Here is a 21330-nt window from a genome sequence, read left to right as displayed (position 1 = left end):
GTAGAGTGACGAGTATGAATCGCCTCGGGTGTCGTAGACACCCTTTTGCCACTTCTCACCCAGTTTGCTAAAGGGCGAGTATGCGTTGTATCAGGTCGCGTAATGCTCGGAACGATCGGAGATCAGATTATGGCGAACAGGGCTTTGGTGCCGGATCAAGAGCTATGGAGTGCATGGACGCCTGCCGAGTTGGCTGTTCGCCTGAAGGCTGTCTCGCTTCCATGGTGCGTTGTCGGTGGCTGGGCGCTTGATCTATGGCGCGGAGAAAAGACGCGGGAGCATGACGATATAGAGTTCACCATGTTGCGAGACGATTTCCCGGCATTCCGGCACGCGCTTGGCGATCTTGATATGTATACCGCGAAGAGCGGAGTGCTCACTTTTCTCCCCTTGGGCCATATCCCGGGACTAGACATTCATCAGGTGTGGTGTTTCGACCCCGTTGCTCAAGCCTGGCGGGTGGACATGATGATTGAATCAGGAAGCCCTGAAGTATGGGTTTACAAGCGTGATGAGGCTATCCGGTTTCCCCGTGCAGAAATGTTGTATTTGAGTCGTGAAGGCATCCCATATTTAAGGCCCGCAGCGATCCTCTTGTTCAAAGCCCAGCATGTGCGGCCCAAGGATGAAGAGGATTTTCACAAGACCTTGCCTACGCTGCCCGATGAGGAGGTGGCGTGGCTGAGGCAGCATTTGCTGAAGCTTCATCCGGGGCATCACTGGATAACCCCTTCATGACCGCTACAAGTATTCAGCCGACCTGGGGGCATAATTTGGCTGGCGTGTACCAGTGGGCTGTAGAGTCGATGTGAACGTGTTTTTGCTTTTCAGGCATGAAGGGCGTGTCAAGCGTGCCCAGTGCTATCGAAACCCAGTCGGCAAATTCGCCTTGAGACCGTGACCAGAACAACGTCGAACCACAGTGCGCGCAGAATTCACGTAACACCGTCTCTGAGGATGCATAGGTTTTGATGCTAGTGGCGCCGCCAAGTATTCGTAGCGCGTTGCGGGGAACGCTGCCGTACGAAGCGAATGCTGCCCCGTGAGCTTTACGACACTGGCTGCAATGACAATGACTCACTGCTTTTGGTGTGGCAGATAGCTCGTAACTGACGGCTGCGCATAAGCAGCTTCCTTGGTACATCGCAGCCATACGCTCTTCCGTGCATGCGAAAAATATCAGCTTAACCGTCAGGGCCGGTCTAATCCCAGTCACAGATACGAGAGTTTTCAGCCATACAGGTGGGGCTAGGCGTCGAACTTCGACATCCCCCTAGTCCACGCTCAACCCCCACAACACATCCAGCACATGTTGTGTAGGCCGTTCGACGTCCCCGCCACGGTGAGCAATGCCCAGTTGGCGCCATAGTAAGGGCTGTAATGGTCGCATGACGATCCGGGTATCAGGCAATGGCGTGGAGGCTTCATGCGGCAACAACGTAGCACCATAACCGGCCGCCACTAGGCTTTTGATCGCGTCGTTGTAGTTCAGTTGAATGCGTGGCACGGGCAGCAGTCCTTCGCTGGCGAACCAGTCTGAGGTCAGGCGCGAGAGTCGAGTAGTGTTGTCATTCAGAATTAATCGCTGAGCGGCCAGCCAGCCAGGGGTCACAATATCCGGGCACTCCCAGCGAGCCGGCAGGAAAGCCATGACCGGGTCCCGCCGCCATGGCTCGATCCGCAATTGCTTCACTGGTGTCTGTGGCAGTGCGACCAGACCGATATCCAATGAGCCCTCGACAAGTCTTCCCAGTGTTTCCTGCGACGTGAGCACCGCAACTTGCACATCGATGGCGGGGTGTCTTTGGCCTAATGTTTCTAGGGCTTGTGGCAGTAACTGTGCGATAGCCCCTGTGGAGGCGCCCAGCCGCACACGCCCGGCCAAGCCTAGTACCTGACGCTCCACGTCCTCAAGGGCCTGCTCCGCATCCGCCAACAGGCGCCGCGCACGGGCCACCAATGTTTCTCCAATCGCCGAGGGCTGTACACGCCCACGCGTGCGCGATAACAGCTTGCCGCCAACCCGCGACTCCAAGTCGGCAATATGCAAACTGACCGTAGGTGGCGCGAGGTGCAGTGCCCGAGCCGCTTCGGCAAACGAGCCCAGATCGGCAATGGCAACCAGCGTGCGCAGTCGGTCCAGGCTGATTTCGCGCATACGTCATTCCTTGTTCAGAAAAACTTAACTTCATCGTTTGGAAATTCAACTTTTCCTATCTTAGCTCGTCACTGAAGATTGGAGCTCCTGATTTCCTATACCGAGCGCATTCCATGGCAAGTCCTCTTATATTTATTGATGGCGACCAAGGCACCACCGGTTTGCAAATTCAGCAACGCCTATCCAACCGCAGTGATCTGCGCCTGATGACACTCAGCCCCGAACACCGCAAGGATCCGCAACATCGCGCCGAAATGATCAACGCCTGCGATATCGCGATTCTTTGTTTGCCTGATCAAGCCGCGCGCGACGCTGTAATGAGCATCGAAAACCCCGCCGTTCGGGTGATCGATGCGAGTTCGGCACACCGCACTGATCCAGACTGGACTTATGGTTTTGCGCAGATGAGCCCGCAGCAGGCCAAACAAATCGCCACGGCGCGGCGGGTCAGTAATCCAGGTTGCTATCCCACGGGAGCGATAGGGCTGCTGCGGCCATTGCTAGAGGCCGGGTTGCTGCCCAGGGATTACCCCGTAAACATTCATGCGGTATCGGGATATTCCGGAAAAGGGCGCGTCGGAGTGCAAGAGCATGAGGGCGAGTACGCATCACAAGCGCTCGCATATCAGGTTTATGGTCTGGGGCTGGCGCACAAACATGTTCCTGAAATTCAGCAGCAAAGCGGTTTGACGCAGCGGCCGATGTTTGTGCCGGCCTATGGGGCTTTTCGGCAGGGGATCGTACTCACCATACCGTTACAACTTCGGCTGTTGGCGCCGGGCGTGAACGCGGTGCAGTTGCATGCATGCCTTATGCAGCACTACCGCGATACCGAGCATGTGCAGGTGATGTCGATGCAGGAGGCCAGAGCGTTGACCTACCTTGATCCCCAGGCGCTTAACGGGACGGACAGTTTGCGTTTGGTGGTGTGTGAAAATGATGAGGCGGGGCAGGTTCTGTTGGCTGCCGTGTTTGACAATCTTGGGAAGGGCGCAGCTGGAGCGGCGGTGCAGAACCTGGACTTGATGATTGCAGGAGTATGACGTCGACTAACATTGGCTCTCAGGTGCGGGATGATCCGTTGCTGAATATTTCTCGCCCGCGAGCTACAGAGCCTGTCCAGAATCCAGGCAGTTAAGGGGCTGGCGCTCACATATTTCTTACTAGAGCAACGCTATGATGCTCTCCCGTATGCAGTGAGCCTGATAGGACGACCGATTATGAATGTGAGTGTCCTCTATGCATTAGCTGCTGCGGCGTTGTTTGGCGCCAGTACTCCGCTCGCCAAGCTATTGGGTGTGGATACTCCGCCCATTCTGTTGGCAGGACTGCTCTACCTGGGTAGCGGACTCGGCCTGGCCATTGTTCGTTTTGCTCGCGATCAACGCTGGCAACGGCCCGGGCTTCCTGCTGGAGAGTGGCCCTGGTTGATTGGCGCCATTGTCTTTGGGGGTGTACTTGCTCCCGTGGCTCTCATGTACGGTCTCACTCGGACGGCGGGAGCTACGGCGTCGCTGATGCTCAATCTTGAGTCGGTCCTCACAGCAGTGCTGGCGTGGGTCGTGTTCAAAGAGAACGCAGATCGCCGTATCGTTATCGGCATGATCGCTATTGTTTTGGGTGGGATTGTTCTGTCGTGGCCGCAAGGGCAGGCGACGACTCACGATTGGACTGGGCCGCTGGCCGTGGCTTTCGCCTGCCTCTGTTGGGCCATCGACAATAACCTGACCCGCAAGGTCTCTGCCTCCGATGCGCTTTTTATAGCGGGGAGCAAAGGCTTGGTCGCGGGCGTGGCCAATTGCTGTTTGGCGTTTGCCATTGGGTCACAACTGCCAGCCTTGGCGACGTTAGGGCCAATCATGATGCTTGGGTTTCTTGGGTATGGCGTGAGTTTGGTGTTGTTCGTTCTTGCCCTCCGGGGGCTTGGAAGCGCGCGCACCGGCGCATATTTTTCCACTGCTCCCTTCCTCGGCGCGGTCATCTCGATCCTAATCTTGGGCGAGTCGGTATCGCTGATGTTCTTGCTTGCTGCTGCATTGATGGCCATCGGTGTCTGGATTCACTTGATGGAAAATCATGCTCACGAGCATCAGCATGATCCCCTCAAACACGGCCATCGCCATACACACGACGAGCACCACCAACATGAGCACAGCTTTGAGTGGGACGGTACTGAACCGCATAGTCATCCGCATGAGCACGCACCGATCCAGCATAGCCATGCTCATTTCCCCGATATACATCACCGGCACAAACACTGATCTGGCTTTAGTGGATCACTGATCCCGCAGGCTGCAGGCGACGGTCAGTTCGGTATCGGAAAGGGGGCGGCGTTTTATCTCGGATCGCTTCATTTGGGCTTAGCGGGGATGATAGCCAGAAACAAGAAAGCCCGCACGAGGCGGGCTTCTTGAGGTGATTCATAGACTGCTGTAGACATCTATGGATCGGTACTTGGTGGCTACACAGGGACTTGAACCCCGGACCCCAGCATTATGAATGCTATGCTCTAACCAACTGAGCTATGTAGCCAAGTGGCGCGCATTATTCGCTCAGAACGAAGAAGCGTCAAGCGCTTTTTTTGAAAATTTATCTACGCTATCAACTGTTTAAGCAAAAACGCCGGGTGAGGCGACCAGTGGCTGGGGGTTTGCCCAGTTCTCCAGGCCGCGAAGATCTGAGTGTGGGAGCGGGCTTGCTCGCGAAGGCGGTGGGTCAGTCAACTCATGTATTGGCTGATCCACCGCCTTCGCGAGCAAGCCCGCTCCCACATTTGATCTGTGGTGTTCTACCGTCGGCGTACTAGGTTGCGCGCGGGTGCAGGCAGGTGATCGAGCGGTCGACCATGGCCTTGGCGATTTCCAGCAGGTGCCACACGGCGAGGACTTTGGCGCGTTCGGCGCTTTGCAGGTGCTCGCCACAGTCCATGGCGGTGGCCGAGGCGCTGTGCAGCAGGTCGGCGGTGTAGAGCAAGGCGTCTTCGAAGCTGATGTCGTCGCTGACGGTGTAGACGTGAGGTGACGGTTGCGGTGGGTCGGTGGGTAAGTAGTGGTCGAGCGCGCGGTTGAAGGCGGCGCGGTCTTTGGCTTGGTCACGGGGTGGGTCGGGGACAATCTTGAACATGGCATGGCTCCTGATTAATTTGGAGCCGACGCCCTTCGCGACTAAACGAATGGGTGGCGGCTGTACGCAGGTTAGTCGACCGGTTAATCAGGAACCCGGCGCACCCGGAGGTGCCCTGCGCACAGCCACCATGAAACCTCATGAGACCATGCGCCTGATATAAGTCCGGGCGACTAAACCCGATCACTGAAAACCAGCGACGGACCGAAGACTAGCCACCGACCCCACCAGGCACAAGGCCGAAAGATTCTCTAGGAAACGTCCCTCAAATTAAAGGGATTCATCTTGCTGGCCCTTTACAAGGCATGACCGCTGCATCGATTCATCTACTCGTTAGCCTCCTAACGGGATAGCCTTCCTGCCCCATTAAGTGGCACATTGTCACACCTGCACCTGTGCATCCATCTGCTGTACGGAAACGTTCCTCATGGCTCTTACCAATTCCCAGCCTTCAGTGGCTACGACACCGGCCGCCGGGCAATCGAGCCCCTTGGTCATGTCGATCATCGGCGCCGTGGCGCTGGCGCACTTGATCAATGACCTGATCCAGGCGGTGTTGCCCTCGATCTATCCGATGCTCAAGGAAAGTTATGGCCTGACCTTTACCCAGGTCGGCCTGATTACCCTGACGTTCCAGCTCACGGCCTCGTTGCTCCAGCCGTGGGTGGGGTATTACACCGATCGCCATCCCAAGCCATTCCTGCTGCCCTGCGGGATGATCTGTACGCTGATCGGCATTCTGATGATGTCCCAGGTCGGCAGTTTCCCGCTGATTCTGCTGGCGGCGGCGCTGATCGGCATTGGCTCCTCGACCTTCCACCCGGAGGCGTCCCGCGTGGCGCGCCTGGCGTCTGGTGGGCGCTATGGCCTGGCGCAGTCGACCTTCCAGGTGGGCGGCAACGCAGGTTCGGCATTTGGCCCGTTGCTGGCGGCGGCGATCATCATTCCGTTTGGCCAGGGCAATGTCGCCTGGTTCGGTTTGTTCGCGGTGTTTGCCTTGGGGGTGCTGTATGCAATCAGCCGCTGGTACCGCAACCATTTGAACCTGTTCAAACTCAAGCAGGGCCAGGCCGCCACCCATGGCCTGTCGAAAAACCGCGTACTGGGGGCGCTGGTGGTGCTGGGGCTGTTGGTGTTTTCCAAATATTTCTACATGGCCAGCTTCACCAGTTACTTCACCTTTTACCTGATCGAGAAGTTCGACCTGTCGGTGGCCAGTTCCCAGTTGCATCTGTTCCTGTTCCTTGGGGCGGTGGCGGCGGGGACGTTCTTTGGTGGGCCGATTGGCGACAAAATCGGCCGTAAGGCGGTGATCTGGTTCTCGATCCTCGGCGTTGCGCCGTTCACTCTGCTGCTGCCCCATGTCGATCTGTTCTGGACCAGTGTGCTCAGTGTGGTGATCGGTTTTATCCTGGCCTCGGCGTTCTCGGCGATTGTGGTGTACGCGCAGGAATTGGTGCCAGGCAACGTAGGGATGATCGCCGGGGTGTTCTTCGGCCTGATGTTCGGTTTTGGCGGTATTGGCGCGGCGTTGCTGGGCTATCTGGCAGATATCCACGGCATTGAGTACGTGTATACGCTGTGCTCGTTCCTGCCGCTGCTCGGGGTGCTGGCGATTCTGTTGCCACGTTCGAAAAAAGCCTGAAGCCGGGAGGGTAGCCCTATCCCTGGGCGATCCTCTCCTACTGGAACGGGTGAGATTTTGTCGCGCGTTTCAACTGCTCCCGTGCCCGTGACAGGCGGGAGCGGACGGTGCCAATCGGGATTGCCAGGGCATCGGCGGTGTCCTGGTAGCTGCCGTCGGTTTCCAGTGAGGCATACAAGGTGTTGCGCATTTCCAGCGGCAGGTGCTGGATCGCATTGAGGGTGTTTTCCAGTCGGCGGCTGATCTCGAATTGGCGCGCCAGGTCCTGCTCTTCGTTCTGTCCATGGGACAGTGATTCGTCGAATTCGCAATGCACCGGCTTGGCATAGAGACGGCGAAAGTGATTGCGGATCAGATTTAGTGCGATCCCGCACATCCAGGTGCTCAGTGACGCTTGTGCGCTGAAGTGATGCCGGTTGCGCCACGCCTCCAGGTACGTCAGTTGCAGGATATCGTCCGCATCCTCTGGGTTCAGTACGCGTTTATGAATGAACCTGCGCAGGCGTTTGTGGTGGTCGTCGGACAGATCTTGGATGGATTGGCTAGGGTCACGTGGAAGGTTAACTAAAACACTGATAGGGATATCCATGATTTTTCCTCAGGGTATAAGCAGTCGAAATGGTTTCGACGAGAACCCTGTTAGCACCGCTTGTGCCAAACGGAAATTATCGATATCTATTTGAAAAATATAAGGAAATATCTTGTTTTAGGTGTTTTTTTTGCAATGACTTGCACAAAGCACCATGGGTTTGTGCCGTTATTTTCATCATTCATACGAAGAGGATGAAGATGGAACCGTATCGAGCGTTCCAGCCACACAAGGATACGAATCTCTTGTTATGGCATTCCCATGAAAGTCGATCCCAACCTTGATGTGCAAACCCCCGCGCCGCTGAATCAACCGGCACCTGCCCGGATTGAAAGTGGGCCGGCAACTCAGATAAGCCCCCCCGTAGCTGATGACCTCAGTGCGCTGTTCACCCAAGAAGTCGAACTCAACACCAGGGCGCTGGGTCAGCGGCAACTGGGTTTGCGCACACCACCGGCCGAGCAGTTGACTCAACTCTATGAGCAGTTGGGGCATCCAGCCCAGGCGAAAATGGCGACCATCGCCCGTAATGTCAGGGTGCAACTGCTGCTCGGCGCCGGCGTCGGCAAGATGATGGATATCACCGGCAATGACCCTGCACGGGCTTATGTGGTGCTCAAGCACGTGGCGCTTCAGTCGGATGCTGAGGGGCGTACCGCAGAGGCGACCCTGGCACGCAGTTCCCTGGCTGACCTGGAGGCCCATTACAAGCCGCAGATCCAGGCAGGCCTGAACACCGCGTTGGCGCTGCAGGCGGGCAGTGATGATCCGCATCTGCGCCAGGCTGTGCGCAGCATGTATTACACCAGCGTGGTCACGACCCAATCGCTGGCGACCCTGATGCAGTCATTGCTGGGGCTGTTCGGTGAAGGAGACTTCGCGTCCGGGTTGAAGTTGATCCGCCGGGCCCTGGCCGATGATATTGCCGCGCAGACCTCGTCAGTCGACCGGGGCCAGTTGCGTACCTTGCTGTTGGGCCTCAACGACTGCAGTCGATTGAGTGGCGTGCTCTCGCGTTGTAAGGAACTGATCGGGCAGTCCCTTCTTTTGTACCCCGAACTGCACCTGGATCCGGTGGGCTTGTTGCAGCGCTTGCTGGGGTATGCGGCCAGCGGTCTTACGCCCCATGAAGTCAAGCACCTGGCCAGGGACTTGGGGGGAGATGAGCAGGCTCACCAGTTGAGCTCCCTCAGCGCTTTTTTCCCGGAGCTCAAGGCCCTGCCCCTGGCCTGGTGGAGTGATGCAAGACGGCGCGAAGAGGCGCTGAACAGCTACAAGCAGGTGTTGTTTGAATACGCTACGCAGGAGCGAGGCTCGCGGCACACCCACACTTGGCCGGGAATCAAGGCATGAGTGCCTTGCGGGCAATCAACGCGGTGCTGTTGAAAGTTGCACAACGCGCCGAGGTGCTGGGCGCGGTGGTGGTCATGGCCATTGTGTTTATCTTTATCGTGCCGTTGCCCACCTGGCTGGTGGATATCCTGATTGCTCTCAATATTTGTATCTCGTGCCTGTTGATCGTGCTGGCGTTGTACTTGCCGGGACCTTTGGCTTTTTCCTCGTTCCCGTCGATTCTGCTGCTGACCACGATGTTTCGCCTGGCGTTGTCGATTGCAACAACGCGCCTGATCCTGCTGGAGCAGGACGCCGGTGACATAGTCGAGGCGTTCGGCAACTTTGTGGTGGGTGGCAATCTGGCAGTGGGTTTGGTGATTTTCATGATCCTGACCCTGGTCAACTTCCTGGTGATCACCAAGGGTTCGGAGCGGGTCGCGGAAGTGGCGGCGCGCTTTAGCCTGGACGCGATGCCCGGCAAGCAAATGTCCATCGACAGCGACCTGCGCGCCGGCCTGATCGATGGTAACCAGGCCCGGGACAAGCGTGAGCAACTGTCGCGCGAAAGCCAGTTGTTCGGGGCAATGGACGGGGCGATGAAGTTCGTCAAGGGTGACGCCATCGCAGGGCTGATCATTGTGGTGATCAACTTGCTCGGTGGTTTTGCCACCGGCATGTTCCAGCATGGCATGAGTGCAGGCGACTCGATGGCGTTGTACTCGGTGCTGACCATCGGTGATGGCCTGATCGCGCAGATTCCGGCCCTGCTGATCTCGCTGACGGCCGGCATGATCATCACCCGCGTGGCCCCGTCCGGCCGCAATAAAGGCAGCAACAATATGGGCGCCGAGATTGCCCGGCAGATGACCAGCGAACCCAAGAGCTGGATGATTGCGTCGGTGGGCATGCTCGCTTTCGCGGCGCTGCCGGGGATGCCCACGGTGGTGTTTATCCTTATTTCGCTGATGACCGGCAGCCTGGGTTACTACCTGATGCGCCAGCGTCAGCGTGAGGAAAAAACGCAGGAGCCTGTCGCCGATAGCGTCCCGCCAGAGCAGAACGGGGTGGAGGACCTGCGTGGTTTTGACCCGTCGCGGCCGTACCTGATGCAGTTCCCAGTAGCCCTGCAGGATAGCCCGCTGGTGTCGGAAGTCATCCACGGGGTACGCCAGAGCCGCAATAGCCTGGTCACCCAGATTGGCTTGACGCTACCGCCGTTTGAAGTCGAGTTCGCGCCTGCGTTGGCCGACGATGAGTTTCGCTTCTGTGTGCATGAAGTACCCATGTTGAAGGCCACGCTCGGCCATTGGGTGGGCGTGGAGCTTGCGGCACTGCCGGACGAGCCTGAAGGCGGGAGCAGGGGCCTGGCTGAGCGCGACGAACAGGACTGGGTGTGGTTTATGCCCGAAGACCCCGTGCTTGCCGATGAACACCTGGCGCGCTCGACGGCGTACAGCTTGCTTTTGGAGCGGATGACGCGGGCGATGTTGCTCAGCGGCCCGCAGTTCCTCGGGATCCAGGAGAGCAAGGCGATTCTCAGTTGGCTGGAATTCAACCAGCCGGAGTTGGTGCAGGAACTGCAGCGAATCATGCCGCTTTCGCGGTTTTCGTCGGTGTTGCAGCGCCTGGCTGGTGAAGGCGTACCACTACGGGCCGTGCGGCTGATTGTCGAGGCTCTGATCGAGCACGGCCAGCATGAGCGTGAACCGGATGCCCTGGCCGACTATGCGCGCATTGCCCTCAAGTCGCAGATCCTTTACCAGTACAGCGAAGCCGACGGTCTGCATGCCTGGCTGTTGTCTCCGCATACCGAAAACGTGTTGCGCGATGCCCTGCGCCAGACCCAGACGGGGGTGTTTTTTTCCCTGGATAACGAAAGCAGTGCAGCGCTGATCAGCCTGCTCAAGCAAGCCTTTGCCGTGCGCCCCAAGAGCAAAAGCGTGTTGCTGGTGGCGCAGGATTTGCGTAGCCCCCTGCGCACTTTGCTGTTGGAGGAGTTCAACCATGTGCCGGTCCTGTCGTTCGCCGAGTTGAGTGCTTCGTCCAAGGTCAAGGTGATGGGGCGCTTTGATCTTGCCCAGGACAATCTGTTGCGTGAGGAGGTGGCATGAGGCGGTTATGGGGGCTGGCACAGAGTCCTGAGCGGGGCGTTTTCGTTGTAGCGGTAATGAGGCCAGGCGATGTTTGAGCTACGAGTGCTGGATGGTTCGCGCCAGGGGGCGGCGTTGCCGTTGTTTGGCGGGCAATGGAGTATTGGTGCGCATCCGGATGCCGACCTTTCGCTGTATGACGAGGGGATTGCCGAGCGCCACGTGGTGTTGCGGTGTATCGAGCAGCGCTGGTCGGTGCAGGCTCAAGAGGGGTTGGTGCGGGCCAATGACGGTCAGCTCCTGGCACAGATTGCCGACCTGGCACTGGACGTGCCTTTTTCGATTGGCAGTATTCGACTGTGCGTCACCCTGGCCGACCAGCCTTGGCCGCAAGCCCCGGTTGTCGCGCCCATTGCTCCACCGGTCAGGCCGGTCAATGAAGCGGTACCGACGCTGATGTTGTCCTCGATATCCGGGACGCAACAGAAACGGTTGATCAGCCTGGTGGTGGTCATCGCGGTCATCATCATGGCGGTGGGCCTGGCCACGACGGGAGAGCACGAGGCCCAGGCGTCGTTGATGCCGGTGCCAAGTCAGAAAAACGAGCTGGACTCACCCTACGAAGTCCGCCAACAGTTGCTGAAAATGCTCAACGAGCGTGAGTTGGGGAATCGGATTCGCCTGCAGGTGATCAATGGCCAGGTGACGCTCGACGGGGATGTTGCCCAAGAGGAGGTGGGACTGGTGTCGCGCATGCTCAGTCGTTTTGGCGAGCAGTTCGATACTCCCGTGCCGGTGATCAGCCGGGTCAAGGAACGTAGCGCTGTATTCCCTTTCAAGATTCTGCAGATCGTCGGTGGGCCCAATGGCCATGTCGTCCTGGATGAAGGCAGCCGGCTGTTTGTCGGGGATGAAGTGGATGGCTTGCGACTGGTCCTGATTGATAACAGCAAAGTGGTGTTCGACGGTGTACAGCGCTATGAGGTGCGCTGGTGAGTGCCGACCTGCAGGCACGCCTGGAGGCCTGGCAGCAGGCCCGATCACAGGCGCTGGCCAGTTTTGCGCCGGTCTCGGTGCGTGGACGTATCCAGCGCGTCAACGGCATGTTGCTGCAATGCCGTTTGCCTCACGCGCGTATCGGCGATTTGTGCCAGGTTGAAAAGTCCACCGGCGATTACATGCTGGCCGAGATCATCGGTTTCGATCAGCAGGACGCGGTGCTCAGTGCCTTGGGCAATCTTGAAGGCGTGCGGGTGGGTGCCAGTGTCGAGCAGTTGGGCGTATCACACCGGGTGCGTGTCAGTGATGACCTGTTGGGCCAGGTACTGGACGGCTTTGGTCGCCCTATAACGGGAGAGGGGGCCAGCGCCTTTGTCGAGGCGCACGCCGAGGATACCAGCCTGGTGTTGTGCGAGGCGCCCTTGCCCACCGAGCGGCCCCGGATCCATCGGGCACTGGCCACCGGGGTACGTTCGATCGATGGTCTGCTGACCCTGGGCGAAGGCCAGCGTGTTGGCCTGTTTGCGGGCGCCGGTTGTGGCAAGACCACCTTGCTCGCGGAGATCGCCCGTAACGTTGACTGTGATGTGATTGTGTTCGGCCTGATTGGTGAGCGAGGCCGCGAGTTGCGCGAGTTTCTCGATCACGAATTGGATGAGCAACTGCGGGCCAAGGCGGTGCTGGTGTGTGCGACTTCCGACCGCTCAAGCATGGAGCGCGCCCGTGCAGCCTTCACCGCGACAGCCTTGGCTGAAGGTTACCGGCGCAAGGGCAAGCGGGTCCTGCTGTTGATCGACTCCCTGACCCGTTTTGCCCGGGCCCAGCGTGAGATCGGCCTGGCGGCCGGCGAACCGCTGGGGCGCGGCGGTCTGCCGCCTTCGGTGTACAGCTTGCTGCCGCGCCTGGTGGAGCGTGCCGGGTTGACCCGCGAGGGGGTGATCACGGCGATCTATACCGTGCTTATCGAGCAGGACTCCATGAGTGATCCCGTGGCCGATGAAGTGCGCTCGTTGCTCGATGGCCATATCGTTTTGTCGCGCAAGTTGGCTGAGCGCGGCCACTACCCGGCGGTGGATGTACTGGCCAGCCTTTCACGGATTCTGAGCAACGTCGCCGAGCCTGTGCATATCCAGGCCGGCACAGCACTGCGCCGCTTGTTATCGGCGTACCAGCAGATTGAATTGATGCTCAAGCTGGGGGAATACCAGCCCGGCAGCGATGCCCTGACTGACCTGGCGGTGGACAGTCGCCAGGCGGTGGATGGGTTTCTGCGCCAGGACTTGCGCGAGCCCGCGCCGATGTCCATGACCCTCGACCAACTGATGAGCCTGACCACCCATGTCCCTTTCTGAAATCGACACCTTGCGGCGCCTGCGTCGGCATCGGGCGGACCGTGCCGAGCGTACGTTGCGTGAGGCCAAGCGGCACCAGCAAGCCTTGTTGGCAAAAATCCAGCAGGCTCAGGAAGAGCTTGAGCAAACCCGCCTGCAGGAAATCCAGAAAACCGCAGAGCTGTTGGAGAAGCACCAGGGGCAGGTGCTCTCGTTGTCCCAGCTCAAGGCCTGGGGGACCCAGGAGCGCAGCTTGTCCGCCGGGACCCGGCGCGAAGAAGGGCAGTTGCATGAACTGCATGGCCAGCGGGAGAAACAGGTGGTGCATATCGCCAGTGCGCAGAAACAAGTGAGCCAATGCCTGCGGGAGGTCGAGAAACTACAGGAGTTGTCCGTTTTATTGGCGCAGGAAGAGACACAGGAAGACATATGACGCAAGTCCAAGCAAGCAAGCCCGAACGCCCGCGTCCGCGTGAGCCGCGAGCGGAACAGGAACCTGCACTGTCGGGTGTCGTGCCCTGGGAGCAGGGGCGGTTATTTGCCCAACTGCTGGACAGTGATGCCGAGGGTGCAGGCTACGGCACTTCTGCGTCGGGAGCCGGGGGGGCAGCCGATACCTTGATGATCGAGGCGATGACGGCGCAATTGGTACCCAGGATCCACGGGAGTGCGCAATGGCCTCTGCAGGCGATGCTTTACCTGCCGCGCCTGGGGCGGATCAACGCCAGTGTGCGACGTGAGCAGGGTATGTGGCACATCGAGCTGGCGGCGGAGCAAGAGCTTGCCGCGCGTTGGTTGGGGGGCGTGCGGCAAGGCTGCCAGGACCGTTTGGCCGAGGCTCTGGGCCAGCCTGTCGAGCTGCATCTGGTCCATGTGGGCGCGGCATGATCATGCCTGCTCTCGCTATACCTTTGGTCAAAAGTGCCACGGTTGCGGCACGCCTGCGTCTGGGGCGAGGCTTGCGCATGCCGTTTCAGGTGGCAGACCAGCACGGTGAGCTGCTGCTTGAGCCTGGGCGTGCGCCCAGGAGCGCCGCCCCTCTGTACTTCGAAAGCGCCTGTGGGCTGTTGGCCTTCAGCGAGCCAGGGCCCATGTTCAGCCTGCTGGGGGAGTGCCCGGTGACGCTGGCAGATACAGGTAATGATCCGGACTCTTGGTTCTGGGAGCTGTTTCAACATCATTTGAGCCCTCAGGTTCGAGCACTGTTTGGCTACCTGCGGCTAAGGGCATCCCCTGGAAAGCTGAATTTCGGTTGTCGGCTCACGGTGACGTTGGGAGCCTCTAGGGTGGTGGGGTACCTGTTACTGGCGCCCGAGAGTTTGTTGGGACTGTGTGATGCGGGGCGCTGGCAACCGACAGCCTTGCCATTGCCGTCCTCGTTTCAACTGACGGTTGCCGTGACGTTGGGACGCTTGCAGCTAGCCCTGAGCCAGGTTCGCAGCCTGCGCGCCGGTGACGTAGTGATGCTGGAGCAGGCCTTTTTTGACGTGCAGGGCAGCGGTCGGTTGCGGATAGGAAAGCATCGCCTGCATGGGCGCATTGACGATGAATCGGGGCCGGTGCTCCTGACACTTATATCTATCGAGGAAACGTCTGTGGACGAGGATCTTTCAGCGCAACACTACTCGGGGTATGAAGAGCATGACCTTGATGAGCCTGTAGTAGATGTTTTTGGCCATGAGCCTTTCGATGAGTTGAGCATGGCCTTGAATGTGCGCTGTGGAACGCTGAACCTGACCCTCGGGGAACTGCGCAATCTTGCCCCCGGCGCGGTGTTGAGCATCTCGGGCTACGCCCCCGGCATGGCAGGGCTCTACTATGGTGATCGGCCGATTGGCCAGGGCCAGTTGGTCGAGATGGATGGACGCCTGGGCTTACAGTTGTCCCGTGTGATTTTCGCACGATGACATTCCAGGGGGTTGAACCTCTTATTCTGGCGCTTTTCATCGCCGCATTGGCATTGATGCCGATGTTGTTGATCGTGTGTACGGCCTTTTTGAAAATCATCATTGTGCTGATGATCACCCGTAACGCCATTGGCGTGCAGCAAGTGCCACCCAGTATGGCGCTGAACGGCATCGCGCTCGCGGCGACCCTGTTTATCATGGCGCCGGTGGGGTATGCCATCGCCCAGAATATCGAGCAAGCACCGGTGGACCTGAGTAGCGTGCAACGCCTCCAGGAGACGGGGCTTGTAGCCATACAGCCGCTGCGCCTGTTCATGACTCGCAACACCGACCCGGACATCCTCACCCATCTCGTGGAAAACACGGCGCGCATGTGGCCGCCGGAGATGGCGCAGAACGCCCACCGCGACGATCTCATGCTGCTGATTCCGGCTTATGTGATTTCGCAATTGCAGGCCGGGTTCGAGATCGGCTTCCTGATCTATATCCCGTTCATCGTCATCGACCTGATTGTCTCCAACCTGCTGCTGGCCCTGGGCATGCAGATGGTCTCGCCGATGACCATTTCCCTGCCGCTCAAGTTGCTGCTGTTTGTATTGGTTTCCGGGTGGTCGCGGCTGCTCGACAGTCTGTTCCTTTCTTATCTGTGAGTGGCTTATGGAACCGATCGTACTGTTCAAGCAAGGCATGCTGCTGGTGGTGGTGCTCTCGGCGCCACCGTTGATCGTCGCGGTGATCGTTGGGGTGATGACATCCCTGGTGCAGGCCCTGATGCAGATACAGGACCAGACGTTGCCCTTCGGGATCAAGCTGGTGGCCGTTGGTATCACCCTGATCCTGACTGGGCGCTGGATTGGTGTGGAGTTGATCCAGCTGATCAATATGACATTCGACATGATTGCCCGCTCGGCACTGAACTGAGGAACGACGCGTGCTCCTTTACCTTGAGTTTTTGCCCAGCTTGTTGATCAGCATGGCGCGTATCTATCCGTGCATGTTCCTGGTGCCGGCGTTTTGTTTCCAGCATGTGCGCGGGATGACCCGGCACACGGTCGTGATGGTCGTGGCCTTGTTCCCCACGCCCGGCATTCATGCTGCATTGATGGGCAAGGATTACTCTGCGCTGATGCTCGGCGGGCTGGTTTTCAAGGAGATGGCCCTGGGGTTCTTGTTGGGGGTTTTGCTGTTCATGCCGTTCTGGATGGTCGAGTCGGTAGGCGCGTTGCTCGATAATCAGCGTGGAGCCTTGGCGGGCGGGCAACTCAACCCCTCGCTGGGGCCGGATGCGACACCGGTCGGGCATTTGTTCAAGCAGTTGGCGATTTTTCTATTGATAACAACCTTCGGGCTGGGCGCGTTGACGCAGGTTATCTGGGACAGCTATCTGATCTGGCCACCCACCGCTTGGGTGCCACTGCCAGCGGTCAACGGCTTCAGTGTGTTCCTGGGCCTGCTTGGTGATACCTTCGTGCACATGATGCTCTACGCGGCACCGTTTATTGCGGTGTTGTTGCTGCTGGAATTCGGCTTTGCCTTGCTCGGGCTCTACAGCCCGCAGTTGCAGGTTTCTACCCTGGCAATGCCGGCCAAGAGCCTGGCTGGGTTGGCTTTTCTGCTGCTGTATTTCCCGCTGTTGGAGGATTTGATCGCTGGGCGCATGGGTTTGCTGATGGACCTTAAACATTTCCTTGGCCTGATGTTTCGGGGCCCGGGGCAATGAGTGATTCGGGCGAGAAAAAACACGCGGCGACCCCCAAGAAACTCAAGGACCAACGCAAGAAAGGCCAGGTTGCGCAAAGCCAGGACGTGGCCAAACTGCTGGTGCTCACTGCGATCAGCGAGATCGCCTTGTTCACCGCCGAAACCAGTATGCAACGCTTCCAACAATTGATGGCGCTGCCTTTTTCGCGCATGGGCCAGCCGTTTATCCGCGCCCTGGAAGAAGTGTTGATGGACGGCCTGATCGTGTTTTTCTCGTTCGGCCTGCTGATGTGTGGGGTGGCGATCGTGGTAAAGCTGATGAGCAGTTGGATGCAGTTCGGCTTGCTGTTCGCCCCGGAAAGCCTGAAGCCGGATTTCAACCGCCTCAACCCGCTCAACCAACTCAAGCAGATGTTTTCCGCCCAGTCTGTGATCAACCTGCTGATGGGGCTGGGCAAGGCATTGCTGCTCTCGCTGATCCTGTATGTGGTCATCACCCCTTCATTGCAGGTGCTGATCAACCTGGCCACCAGCGATCTGCAGAGCTATATCGTGGCGCTGATCGCCTTGTTCCGCCACTTGCTGCATGCCTGCCTGGGGTTGCTGCTGGTGCTCGCGCTGATCGATTTGTCCATGCAGAAGTATTTCTTTGCCAAGCGCATGCGCATGACCCAGGTGGAGGTGGTCAAGGAGTACAAGGACATGGAGGGCGACCCTCACGTCAAGGGCCAGCGCCGCTCCCTGGCCTACCAACTCGCCCAGGAAGAGCCGAAGGTCAAACTGCCCAAGCTGGAAGAGTCCGACATGCTGGTGGTCAACCCGACGCACTTTGCCGTGGCGCTGTACTACAGGCCTGGCAAAACGCCTTTGCCGATGCTGGTGGACAAAGGCACGGACACCCAGGCCCGCAAATTGATTGGCCGGGCCAAGGCCGCCGACGTACCGGTGATCCAGTGTGTGTGGTTGGCGCGCATGTTGTATGAGCGAAAGTTGGGTGCGCCGATTCCGCGGGAGAGCTTGCAGGCGGTGGCGCTGATTTATCGCACCCTGCGTGAACTGGATGATGAGGCCAAGCGCCAGACCCTGGAGTTACCGGAGCTTGCGCGCCGCTAGGACACGCGATGTACATCCAGTGCATCGAGCATGGCCAGCGAGAGCATGCGACTGATGATGTCATCGAGCGCATGGACGTTTGGCGTCAATGCATGCCAGATCACCAGGCTACCCTTGGCATCCAGATAGACAAAACACCCATCGAACCCCCTTGCGTGGGCAAAGCGCCGTTCCAGCACTCGTTCCAACTGGCCGGCTTGCAATGCCTCTGGCGCAATCTGCAAGGCCAGGCCAAGCTTCTGGCCTGCATTCAAGCGGCACAGGCCAATCCCTGGGCACAGAGGCTGGTAAGCGACGTTGCCGCTCACCAGGTTGTCCAGAAATACCTGGCGACGCGAATCATCGTCGGGTAATCCCATGGCCGTCATTGCTCCAGCGAGATCGTCTGATAGTCCGCCCTTTCGCCCGATGGGCCGGGTTCGACACGCATTTGCGGTGGCCACCAGACCACCAGCTTGCCAGTACTCGATTGCGGGCGTGAGCAGGAGTCACCCTTGCACGTCGGTGTACACCCAGCCATAAGCAGCGCCAGGCCAAGGAGTGTGATGCAGGAGAGTCGCTGTTTCATGGCGCGGTCTTCCGTGTTGGGGTGAGCAGGGAGGGGCGGGACACACCGATATGTTCATCCTTGACCACCGGGCGCATGGCGATGAACACCTCCGCCTCTTCACCTGGCTTGAGCCAGGCCCGTGGCCAGACGCTGACGGCCAGGGTCTGGGAGTTGCTGCATTCGTTCTCATCGATACGTACGTTGCGATTGAACTGGTTACGCATCACGACCACTGCCACGTTGAACTGTGGGCCTGCATACCATTGGCTGCGTTCGCTATTGAGCGCCAGCAGGTTGCGTGGGTTGCACAAGGTGTTCAGGCCCAGGGGCATGGGCGCGGCCTTGAAGGTGTCAGGTACTTGTCCGGTCACGAGGTGGGCGAGAGCGCTGGTGATATCGCTGCGCTTGATCACTGGTTGGTGCCCGGCATAGCGCCTGGCCAGGGGTTTGAGGGCTGCCTGGAGTTCCACCTGGTCGTCCTGGGGTAAATAGCGTGACGGGTCGGCCTGGTCGCCGATCACCCGCGGGGTCAGGATAAACAGGCGTTCGCGACGGTTGTTCTTGCGCTCCGTGGAAGAGAACAGCGTCTTGCCCAGTAACGGGATGTCGCCCAGTACCGGCACCTTGTTGCGTCTATCGGCGCTTTCAGTGACATGGAACCCGCCGACCACCAGCGAGCGTTTTTCCGCCATCACCGCTTGGGTACTGACTTTGCCTCGGCGTACATCGGGGCCGATGCGTTCGGGGTTGGTTTCGTCGAAGTTGCCATCTTCAATATCCACCGCCAAATGGACTTGGTGATGGCCACGCGTGGTGATGACCCGCGGCACCACCTGGAAACTGGTGCCGACGGTAATGGGCAGGATGGTCGCGTTTTCGACACCGGCGGTCAGGTACTGAGTACGGTTGAAGTCAATGACGGCGGGTTGGTTTTCCAGGGTCAGCACCGAAGGGTTGGACACCATGGTCGCCAGGCCCTTGGCCTCCAGGGCCCGGATATCGGCATAGAAACGGTCGCGGTTTTCAATCGATATTTGCGCGGAGGTGCCCGGTGCCATATTTACACCGCCACGAAAGCGGCTGTTCTGAAAGCCCCAGTTAACACCGAACTCGCGCAATTGCGTGCGCTCGATATCGAGGATGATGGCGTCGATCTCCACCAGCTTGCGTGCCACATCGAGCTGGGCGATCAGCTCGCGGTACATTGCCTGGCGCTCTGGCAGGTCGTAGATCAGCACGGCGTTATTGCGCACATCCGCTTCGACACGGATCTTGCCTCTTGCAACGGGTGCCCTGGCGGTGAGCGACATGCTTGGATTCATCGGCCCGAGGGGCGCCTGTGAGCCGAGCATCTGGTCCAGCATCGGATTGCCCAGGCGGGGCAGGATCGGGGTGACAGGCGAGGGCTGCGATGATGAGGCAGGGCGCGGGCTCATCGACGACAGCCCTGAGTTGTCCCGAGGTTCCAATAACCCTCGCAGCATGCTGGCAACCCCTGCAATGACCAGCTTTTCGCCACGGTAATCAATCGGGCGGTCCACTGCGTTGGCGAACTTCAGCGGGAACGTCAGCACACTTTGTTTCTCATCGGGAGATTTACGCTGGCTGCTGAACTGCTTGATCTGGTCGATATAGCGCTTGGGGCCTGACACCAGCACCACGCCATCATCGGGCAGTTCCCCCCAGCCGAAACGGCTATCGAGCAGTCCAATGTCCGTCAATGCCTGTTTCAAGTCGGCAACGGTTTCGGATGAGACCTCCAGGCGTGCGGACTCCTGTTGATCCAGGGTGCTGATGTACAGCGTGTTGTTGTACATGTACCACTGGAAGCGATGCTCTACTCCCAGCCGGTCGAGTAACGACTGCGGGGTATTGGCGCGTATCTTGCCATTGACGTTGCCTTCCAGGAGGCCGTCGATCTGCAATTGCGTGCCAAAGGTCTGGGCGAAATCCTCCAGCACATCACGCACTTGCTTATGTTCGGCTTCATAGGCATAGGCGGTATTTTTCCATTCGGCGGGAATAGCGGCGAGCGGGCTTTGCAAGGGCAAAAGCAACCAAGGCAGCACCAGCAGGTAGCGCCAATGGGCGCCTTTTTGGAGAGCAGTAGGCGAGACGGCGCGCAAGCGAGTGCGCTTGTGTTTCTTGTTATACATTGGGCGTTCTCTGATTAGTGCGGCAGCGAGCGGAGTGACGTGGGTTGGAACCGTTGGGCCGGTTTTGCAAGGCGTGTGATCATTGCGCGCCAGGTATCGCGCTGGTTGAGCAGGGCTTCGAGACTGTCCAGCAGATGCTTCTCGCCGGCGTTTTCCTGTAGACACTGAGTCAACCAGAGCGCACCTGTTGCAGGCGCCTGGGCGAGTGCGCCCTGAAAGTGACTCAGACTTGCGTTACCCAGGCGCATCCAGGTTCTGAGGTGTGATTTATCAGGTCGGTCTGGAGTCAGTTGGACCTGCAATAACAAGGTGTTAGAACAATGACGCAAGATTATTTCGTCATTGTTTTCGATGAGTGTTAGTTCTTCGGTGCGGTTATTCAACCAGTTGCTAAGTAGTGCCTTCAATTTATTGTCCGCTGTCCAGGCCAGACTTCAGTAGCATATGCCTTGCTCTGATATGTTCAGTGAAAACATATTCGGACTTACGATTAGTCATCAAGAGTTCATAGAACAAAGCCATATCCTCCTCAGATCCAGAGTTTTCTTCCATCAAGTCGTAGACATCGCGTTTGCTGCGCTTCGCATCGCTTAGAAGCCGCTCTCTGTAACCTTCGTAGTAGCTCATGGCTTT

The 21330-nt window shown here is 58.6% G+C and carries 24 protein-coding genes and 1 tRNA gene; 15 read left to right on the top strand and 10 right to left on the bottom strand.

The genetic code is table 11. The features are described 5' to 3' along the window. The first annotated feature begins 102 nt into the window (after positions 1–102). On the top strand, positions 103–738 hold the full coding sequence (locus BFQ03_RS26155; RefSeq protein WP_239695284.1) for a nucleotidyltransferase domain-containing protein: 636 nt from the start codon (positions 103–105) through the stop codon (positions 736–738). Positions 739–751: 13 nt separating this feature from the next. Here BFQ03_RS26155 and BFQ03_RS29395 read toward each other — a convergent pair whose 3' ends face one another. Further along, positions 752–1153, bottom strand: coding sequence for a GFA family protein (locus BFQ03_RS29395; protein WP_082445565.1), 402 nt, complete (start codon positions 1151–1153; stop codon positions 752–754). 120 nt (positions 1154–1273) lie between these two features. After that, positions 1274–2158, bottom strand: a complete 885-nt coding sequence (locus BFQ03_RS26150; protein ID WP_065944323.1) for a LysR family transcriptional regulator — start codon at positions 2156–2158, stop codon at positions 1274–1276. A 113-nt stretch (positions 2159–2271) separates the two neighbouring features. On the opposite strand from BFQ03_RS26150, the gene argC reads away from it, so the two are divergent. After that, complete coding sequence (argC, locus tag BFQ03_RS26145; RefSeq protein WP_065944322.1) at positions 2272–3201, top strand: N-acetyl-gamma-glutamyl-phosphate reductase; 930 nt, start codon at positions 2272–2274, stop codon at positions 3199–3201. Positions 3202–3378: 177 nt separating this feature from the next. Further along, positions 3379–4419: a DMT family transporter gene (locus tag BFQ03_RS26140; protein ID WP_065944321.1), complete on the top strand. Its 1041-nt coding sequence runs from the start codon at positions 3379–3381 to the stop codon at positions 4417–4419. 194 nt (positions 4420–4613) lie between these two features. Here BFQ03_RS26140 and BFQ03_RS26135 read toward each other — a convergent pair. Then, positions 4614–4690, bottom strand: a tRNA-Met gene (locus BFQ03_RS26135). A 270-nt stretch (positions 4691–4960) separates the two neighbouring features. Next, positions 4961–5281, bottom strand: a complete 321-nt coding sequence (locus BFQ03_RS26130) for a DUF6124 family protein (RefSeq protein WP_065944320.1) — start codon at positions 5279–5281, stop codon at positions 4961–4963. A gap of 427 nt (positions 5282–5708) precedes the next feature. Here BFQ03_RS26130 and BFQ03_RS26125 point away from each other — a divergent pair, with 427 nt between their 5' ends. Then, on the top strand, positions 5709–6926 hold the full coding sequence (locus BFQ03_RS26125) for an MFS transporter (RefSeq protein WP_032857819.1): 1218 nt from the start codon (positions 5709–5711) through the stop codon (positions 6924–6926). 37 nt (positions 6927–6963) lie between these two features. Here the strand turns inward: BFQ03_RS26125 and BFQ03_RS26120 are convergent, their stop codons facing one another. Then, a complete protein-coding gene (locus tag BFQ03_RS26120; RefSeq protein WP_032857816.1) occupies positions 6964–7515 on the bottom strand; it encodes an RNA polymerase sigma factor in 552 nt (183 codons plus the stop codon). Between the two features lie 261 nt (positions 7516–7776). Between BFQ03_RS26120 and sctW the strand changes: the two genes are divergently transcribed. The 11 genes from sctW to sctU all read left to right on the top strand — a co-directional run bounded on the left by sctW (position 7777) and on the right by sctU (position 17991). Then, on the top strand, positions 7777–8868 hold the full coding sequence (gene sctW, locus BFQ03_RS26115; protein WP_065944319.1) for a type III secretion system gatekeeper subunit SctW: 1092 nt from the start codon (positions 7777–7779) through the stop codon (positions 8866–8868). Further along, positions 8865–10961 (top strand): type III secretion system export apparatus subunit SctV, encoded by a 2097-nt coding sequence (gene sctV / locus BFQ03_RS26110; protein ID WP_032857813.1) that lies wholly within the window; start codon positions 8865–8867, stop codon positions 10959–10961. Before sctW ends, sctV begins: the two co-directional genes overlap by 4 nt. A 69-nt stretch (positions 10962–11030) precedes the next feature. Then, entirely contained in the window at positions 11031–11936 is a 906-nt protein-coding gene (locus BFQ03_RS26105) for an FHA domain-containing protein (RefSeq protein WP_032857811.1), read from the top strand. After that, a complete protein-coding gene (locus BFQ03_RS26100) occupies positions 11933–13291 on the top strand; it encodes a FliI/YscN family ATPase (RefSeq protein ID WP_065944318.1) in 1359 nt (452 codons plus the stop codon). Before BFQ03_RS26105 ends, BFQ03_RS26100 begins: the two co-directional genes overlap by 4 nt. Continuing rightward, entirely contained in the window at positions 13278–13703 is a 426-nt protein-coding gene (locus tag BFQ03_RS26095; protein ID WP_032857808.1) for a type III secretion system stalk subunit SctO, read from the top strand. The genes BFQ03_RS26100 and BFQ03_RS26095 overlap by 14 nt, the downstream gene beginning before the upstream one ends. Then, positions 13700–14158 carry a type III secretion system HrpP C-terminal domain-containing protein gene (locus BFQ03_RS26090; protein WP_065944317.1) on the top strand — a complete coding sequence of 153 codons (459 nt, stop codon included), beginning with the start codon at positions 13700–13702 and terminating at the stop codon, positions 14156–14158. Before BFQ03_RS26095 ends, BFQ03_RS26090 begins: the two co-directional genes overlap by 4 nt. After that, on the top strand, positions 14155–15177 hold the full coding sequence (locus BFQ03_RS26085) for a FliM/FliN family flagellar motor switch protein (protein ID WP_065944316.1): 1023 nt from the start codon (positions 14155–14157) through the stop codon (positions 15175–15177). The genes BFQ03_RS26090 and BFQ03_RS26085 overlap by 4 nt, the downstream gene beginning before the upstream one ends. Continuing rightward, positions 15174–15827 carry a type III secretion system export apparatus subunit SctR gene (gene sctR / locus BFQ03_RS26080; RefSeq protein ID WP_032857804.1) on the top strand — a complete coding sequence of 218 codons (654 nt, stop codon included), beginning with the start codon at positions 15174–15176 and terminating at the stop codon, positions 15825–15827. Before BFQ03_RS26085 ends, sctR begins: the two co-directional genes overlap by 4 nt. Before the next feature lie 7 nt (positions 15828–15834). Then, positions 15835–16098 (top strand): type III secretion system export apparatus subunit SctS, encoded by a 264-nt coding sequence (sctS, locus tag BFQ03_RS26075; protein ID WP_032857802.1) that lies wholly within the window; start codon positions 15835–15837, stop codon positions 16096–16098. 10 nt (positions 16099–16108) lie between these two features. Next, entirely contained in the window at positions 16109–16897 is a 789-nt protein-coding gene (sctT, locus tag BFQ03_RS26070; RefSeq protein WP_065944315.1) for a type III secretion system export apparatus subunit SctT, read from the top strand. Next, positions 16894–17991, top strand: coding sequence for a type III secretion system export apparatus subunit SctU (gene sctU / locus BFQ03_RS26065; RefSeq protein ID WP_065944314.1), 1098 nt, complete (start codon positions 16894–16896; stop codon positions 17989–17991). Before sctT ends, sctU begins: the two co-directional genes overlap by 4 nt. Here the strand turns inward: sctU and BFQ03_RS26060 are convergent. Genes BFQ03_RS26060 through BFQ03_RS26045 form a run of 5 tightly spaced genes read right to left on the bottom strand, consistent with a single transcriptional unit; the run spans position 17988 to position 21324 of the window. Next, positions 17988–18350, bottom strand: a complete 363-nt coding sequence (locus tag BFQ03_RS26060) for a hypothetical protein (RefSeq protein ID WP_032857798.1) — start codon at positions 18348–18350, stop codon at positions 17988–17990. The genes sctU and BFQ03_RS26060 overlap by 4 nt on opposite strands. 5 nt (positions 18351–18355) lie before the next feature. Continuing rightward, positions 18356–18559: an HrpT family type III secretion system protein gene (hrpT, locus tag BFQ03_RS29390; RefSeq protein WP_083204915.1), complete on the bottom strand. Its 204-nt coding sequence runs from the start codon at positions 18557–18559 to the stop codon at positions 18356–18358. Then, a complete protein-coding gene (gene sctC, locus BFQ03_RS26055) occupies positions 18556–20697 on the bottom strand; it encodes a type III secretion system outer membrane ring subunit SctC (protein WP_032857797.1) in 2142 nt (713 codons plus the stop codon). The genes hrpT and sctC overlap by 4 nt, the downstream gene beginning before the upstream one ends. Before the next feature lie 14 nt (positions 20698–20711). Further along, on the bottom strand, positions 20712–21104 hold the full coding sequence (locus BFQ03_RS26050) for a hypothetical protein (protein WP_032857795.1): 393 nt from the start codon (positions 21102–21104) through the stop codon (positions 20712–20714). 1 nt (position 21105) lies between these two features. Then, positions 21106–21324, bottom strand: a complete 219-nt coding sequence (locus tag BFQ03_RS26045) for a hypothetical protein (protein ID WP_032857794.1) — start codon at positions 21322–21324, stop codon at positions 21106–21108. Between the last annotated feature and the right edge of the window lie 6 nt (positions 21325–21330).

Origin of the sequence: Pseudomonas sp. 25 R 14 (assembly GCF_900004755.1) — a bacterium.
In the GTDB taxonomy this organism is placed as follows: domain Bacteria; phylum Pseudomonadota; class Gammaproteobacteria; order Pseudomonadales; family Pseudomonadaceae; genus Aquipseudomonas; species Aquipseudomonas brenneri.
This window is presented reverse-complemented; position numbering and strand designations above follow the sequence as displayed.

Bases quoted from the DNA above. Each gene is read 5' to 3' on its own strand.
- BFQ03_RS26045 (WP_032857794.1), bottom strand. From the start codon at position 21,324: ATGAGCTACTACGAAGGTTACAGAGAGCGGCTTCTAAGCGATGCGAAG.
- sctV (WP_032857813.1), top strand. From the start codon at position 8,865: ATGAGTGCCTTGCGGGCAATCAACGCGGTGCTGTTGAAAGTTGCACAA.
- BFQ03_RS26130 (WP_065944320.1), bottom strand. From the start codon at position 5,281: ATGTTCAAGATTGTCCCCGACCCACCCCGTGACCAAGCCAAAGACCGC.
- BFQ03_RS26155 (WP_239695284.1), top strand. From the start codon at position 103: ATGCTCGGAACGATCGGAGATCAGATTATGGCGAACAGGGCTTTGGTG.
- sctR (WP_032857804.1), top strand. From the start codon at position 15,174: ATGACATTCCAGGGGGTTGAACCTCTTATTCTGGCGCTTTTCATCGCC.
- BFQ03_RS26095 (WP_032857808.1), top strand. From the start codon at position 13,278: ATGTCCCTTTCTGAAATCGACACCTTGCGGCGCCTGCGTCGGCATCGG.
- sctC (WP_032857797.1), bottom strand. From the start codon at position 20,697: ATGTATAACAAGAAACACAAGCGCACTCGCTTGCGCGCCGTCTCGCCT.
- BFQ03_RS26150 (WP_065944323.1), bottom strand. From the start codon at position 2,158: ATGCGCGAAATCAGCCTGGACCGACTGCGCACGCTGGTTGCCATTGCC.
- BFQ03_RS26105 (WP_032857811.1), top strand. From the start codon at position 11,031: ATGTTTGAGCTACGAGTGCTGGATGGTTCGCGCCAGGGGGCGGCGTTG.
- BFQ03_RS26090 (WP_065944317.1), top strand. From the start codon at position 13,700: ATGACGCAAGTCCAAGCAAGCAAGCCCGAACGCCCGCGTCCGCGTGAG.
- sctU (WP_065944314.1), top strand. From the start codon at position 16,894: ATGAGTGATTCGGGCGAGAAAAAACACGCGGCGACCCCCAAGAAACTC.
- sctS (WP_032857802.1), top strand. From the start codon at position 15,835: ATGGAACCGATCGTACTGTTCAAGCAAGGCATGCTGCTGGTGGTGGTG.
- BFQ03_RS29395 (WP_082445565.1), bottom strand. From the start codon at position 1,153: ATGGCTGCGATGTACCAAGGAAGCTGCTTATGCGCAGCCGTCAGTTAC.
- BFQ03_RS26120 (WP_032857816.1), bottom strand. From the start codon at position 7,515: ATGGATATCCCTATCAGTGTTTTAGTTAACCTTCCACGTGACCCTAGC.
- BFQ03_RS26085 (WP_065944316.1), top strand. From the start codon at position 14,155: ATGATCATGCCTGCTCTCGCTATACCTTTGGTCAAAAGTGCCACGGTT.
- BFQ03_RS26140 (WP_065944321.1), top strand. From the start codon at position 3,379: ATGAATGTGAGTGTCCTCTATGCATTAGCTGCTGCGGCGTTGTTTGGC.
- argC (WP_065944322.1), top strand. From the start codon at position 2,272: ATGGCAAGTCCTCTTATATTTATTGATGGCGACCAAGGCACCACCGGT.
- BFQ03_RS26125 (WP_032857819.1), top strand. From the start codon at position 5,709: ATGGCTCTTACCAATTCCCAGCCTTCAGTGGCTACGACACCGGCCGCC.
- sctW (WP_065944319.1), top strand. From the start codon at position 7,777: ATGAAAGTCGATCCCAACCTTGATGTGCAAACCCCCGCGCCGCTGAAT.
- hrpT (WP_083204915.1), bottom strand. From the start codon at position 18,559: ATGAAACAGCGACTCTCCTGCATCACACTCCTTGGCCTGGCGCTGCTT.
- BFQ03_RS26060 (WP_032857798.1), bottom strand. From the start codon at position 18,350: ATGGGATTACCCGACGATGATTCGCGTCGCCAGGTATTTCTGGACAAC.